Annotated in this window: 4 protein-coding genes; 3 read left to right on the top strand and 1 reads right to left on the bottom strand. The window is 45.6% G+C overall.

The features are described 5' to 3' along the window. The 3 genes from ACJ751_RS21110 to ACJ751_RS21100 all read left to right on the top strand — a co-directional run. Nucleotides 1–196, top strand: a 196-nt coding sequence (locus ACJ751_RS21110) for a hypothetical protein (RefSeq protein WP_407747500.1), incomplete at its 5' end; no start/stop codon positions are given. Between the two features lie 205 nt (nt 197–401). After that, the gene (metG, locus tag ACJ751_RS21105) at nt 402–2,498 is read left to right on the top strand and encodes a methionine--tRNA ligase (RefSeq protein ID WP_407747499.1); all 2,097 of its coding nucleotides are present in this window, start codon (nt 402–404) and stop codon (nt 2,496–2,498) included. Between the two features lie 73 nt (nt 2,499–2,571). Beyond that, the gene (locus ACJ751_RS21100) at nt 2,572–3,435 is read left to right on the top strand and encodes an NAD(P)-dependent oxidoreductase (RefSeq protein WP_407747498.1); all 864 of its coding nucleotides are present in this window, start codon (nt 2,572–2,574) and stop codon (nt 3,433–3,435) included. Nucleotides 3,436–3,732: 297 nt separating this feature from the next. Here the strand turns inward: ACJ751_RS21100 and ACJ751_RS21095 are convergent. Further along, a partial coding sequence (locus ACJ751_RS21095; RefSeq protein ID WP_407747501.1) for an MOFRL family protein occupies nt 3,733–3,879 on the bottom strand: 147 nt, incomplete at its 5' end.

Here is a 3,879-nt window from a genome sequence, read left to right as displayed (position 1 = left end):
CCTCCTTACAAAAAGTTATATTTGTTACATGGCAGCACGCATTGTTATAGCCTTATTAATGGCCATTGCTTTTGTAGGCTGGATCTTATTTCAGTTGCTCGTTCGCAAAAAACGCGGCTCGGAGATCAATAATGAAGTGATGTTTGTGGCTTTTTTCATTGCGGTTTGGGTGGCCATCGGTCTTTTATCATGGTAAATCTTCTTTTTCCCAACCTTTTCAATCTTTCGCTTCGTCATTTGAACTTTAAACCTTAAACTAAGAATTGCCTTCGATTTCATCCCCTCCCCGATTATAGTTATTTTTGCAATCCACCCTTCGCCCGCCTGGCTGCATAGCGATATGCAGTACAAGTGTGCGATGCAAGGGACGACGATCAGAAATACTAAAGACGATTACCAAAATGAGCAATTTTAAGCGCTATTTAGTCACAGCGGCCCTGCCGTACGCCAATGGTCCGGTGCATATCGGTCACCTGGCAGGCTGCTATTTACCGGCTGATATTTACGTGCGTTACCAACGGGCGCAGAAAAGAGACATCAAATTCATTGGTGGCAGTGATGAACATGGGGTTCCCATTACCATTCGCGCCATGAAAGAAGGCGTTAGTCCGCAACAGATTGTAGATAAATACCATGCCCTGATCAAGGAAAGCTTTGAACAAATGGGCATTTCTTTCGATATCTATTCCCGCACCAGCAACCAGGTTCACCACGAAACGGCAGCTGCCTTTTTCAAAAAGCTGTACGACGACGGGTTGTTCGAGGAAAAAGAGACCGAACAATTTTATGATGAAAAAACCAATACGTTCCTGGCCGACCGCTATATTACCGGCACCTGTCCCATTTGCGCCAATCCCAATGCGTATGGCGACCAGTGCGAACGTTGCGGTTCTTCATTAAGTCCTGAACAATTGATTCATCCCCGCAGCACCCTCAGTGATGCCGTACCGGTAAAACGGAAAACCAAACACTGGTACTTTCCCCTGCAAAACTATGAGGAATGGCTGAAGGGCTGGATCCTGGAAGGACATACCGAATGGAAGAACAACGTATATGGTCAGTGTAAAAGCTGGCTCGACAGTGGCCTGCAAAGCCGCGCCATGACGCGCGACAGCAGCTGGGGCGTAAAAGTTCCCCTGCCCGATGCCGAAGGCAAAGTACTATACGTGTGGTTCGATGCGCCCATCGGGTATATTTCCGCCACCAAGGAATTAACCGAAACATGGGCCGACTACTGGTGCAAGGAAGACACCAAACTGGTTCAATTTATTGGAAAAGATAATATCGTTTTCCACTGTATCATTTTCCCGGCGATGTTACAAGCGCATGGTGGATTTGTACTGCCCGAAAATGTGCCTGCCAATGAATTCCTGAATATTGAAGGCGATAAAGTAAGCACCAGCCGCAACTGGGCGGTTTGGGTGCATGAATACATAAAAGATTTCCCTGGTTGTGAAGATGTGCTGCGGTATGTGCTTTGCAGCAATGCACCGGAAACCAAGGACAACGATTTTACCTGGAAAGATTTTCAGGACCGCAATAACAGTGAACTGGTAAGCATCTTCGGCAACTTTGTGAACCGGGCCTTTGTACTGATGCACAAATTGTGTGGCGGCAAAGTGCCACCATTGCACGCAGATGTAATGGACGATATTGACAAAAACATGTTGGCAGAGTTTGAGGCTGCTAAAAACAGGGTGGAAGAAAGCATTGAGAATTTCAAATTCCGTGATGCCCTGTTTGAGGTTATTGACCTGGCCAGAAAAGGCAACAAATACATGCAGGAAAAAGAACCCTGGATTGTTGCCAAACGCCTGGAAGCGGACCCGGCAGTACAAAAACTGATCGATAACTGTTTGCATATTTGTTTGCAACTGACCGCCAACCTGGCGATCATGATCAACCCATTTTTGCCAGCTACCGCTAAAAAAATGCTGCACCTGATGAAGGTGGTGGAAAAAATGCTGGATTGGGAGAACGCCGGTAAAACAAAATTGCTGAGTGTGGGTTATAGCTTACGGGCACCGGAATTACTGTTCCGCAAAATAGAAGATGCAGAGATAGAAGCACAGGTCACCAAATTAAAAGCCGGACTGGTTAAACCAGCGCAACCTGCCGATACAAAAACAGAAGCAGCAAAAGCAGCCGATGCACAACCTGATGCGTTGAAAGAACAGATCGTGTACGATGATTTTGCCAAACTCGATCTTCGGGTAGGCACCATTGTGGCTGCTGAAAAAGTGCCAAAGGCCGACAAGCTGTTAAAGCTGCAGGTTGACCTGGGTTTTGAAACCCGTACCATTGTTTCGGGTATCGCTGAACATTTTCAGCCCGAAAACATCACCGGTAAACAGGTGGTGGTGGTAGCTAACCTGGCGCCCCGCAAAATGCGTGGCATTGAAAGCAATGGCATGATATTGATGGCGGAAGACAAAGCAGGCAAACTGCATTTCGTCAACCCCATCGATGCTATCGACAATGGTTCTTCAGTGAGTTAAATATTTTATGAAGGTGTAAAGGCGGGTCACCTTCCAAAGGTGGCTCGCCTTTTTCATTTAAAAACATTAGTTTATGAAAATTGGATTTATTGGACTGGGCAACCTGGGCACTCCCATCGCAGAGAATATTCTGCAAAGCGGTCATGAGTTATATGTATACAACCGTACCGCTTCCAAAACAAAACCATTGGTTGACAAAGGCGCTAAAGAGGCAGGATCAGTAAAAGCACTGGCTGCTGAATGCGCATTCATCATCACTATGGTATCGGATGACAAAGCGTTAAAGACGATCACCGAGGGCGCTGATGGATTAATAAATAACATGCAGCCCGGTGGCGTGCATCTTTCCATGAGCACCATATTACCACTCACCGCAGAAGAACTGAGCCAACAGCATACGCAAAACGGTTCTCAGTACCTGGCTACCCCGGTATTTGGCCGGCCCGATGCGGCCCGTGCCCGTAAACTGAATTTTGTGGTATCAGGCGACGCCAAACTGCGCCAGCAATTTGAACAATTATTAAAAGATGCAGGTGGCGCCGGCGTATGGGACTTTGGTGACAACATCACTGCTGCCAACACCGTTAAATTATGTGGCAACTTTACTATAGCCGCTGCCATGGAAGCCATTGGCGAAAGCGCCGCCCTTGCCAGTAACAGTGGCGTAGATGCGCTTAAAATGTGGAACTTCTTCGGGCAAACTATTTTCAACACCCCGATCTATCAGAACTACAGCAAGATCATAGTTAACCAACAATTTACACCTGCCGCCTTTACAGCGCAGTTAGGGTTGAAGGACCTTAACCTGGTGTTGTCGCAAGCCGATCAGGTTCAACAAAAAATGCCGTTGGCCGATCTGTTGAAACGTCATATGCAGGAGGTTATTAAGAAAGATCCTGAGATGGATTGGAGCGCAGTGGCTACCGGAGGGCAGTAATACAGTTGAAAGTTTTAAGTTGAATGTTTAAAGTTTAATGTATAGCGCTCATGGATTAAAGGGCAAGTTTTTTAGTTTTTTAGTTTGAAATATAAAGCTTTTCCTTCGTGGCTCGTAGGTGCAGGTTTGTAAGTTATTAGGTTATTGAGTTCTTATATGAAAAGAGCCCAGGATGTTAAACAACCCGGGCTTTTTTTTATATTGTATTCCTTTATCAACTCTATAAACCTTATCAACTTTATCAACCTGCATTTCCCTGGTCAACTTGTCAACTGGTTAACTGGTCAACTTCCTTCATTAAGGTATCAACACTACAATAATATCCATTACATTAGTATGCGTTGGTCCCGTAATAATATGCCCGCTAACCTGATTAAAAAAATTCCAGGAATCGTTTTGTTCTAAATACTTTTCAGGTGATAGTCCCCGTTGGGCGGTTAATTG

Source organism: Niastella sp., assembly GCF_045805085.1.
In the GTDB taxonomy this organism is placed as follows: domain Bacteria; phylum Bacteroidota; class Bacteroidia; order Chitinophagales; family Chitinophagaceae; genus Niastella.
Note: the sequence above shows the minus strand (reverse complement) of the source record. Positions and strands in the feature narration are given on the sequence as shown.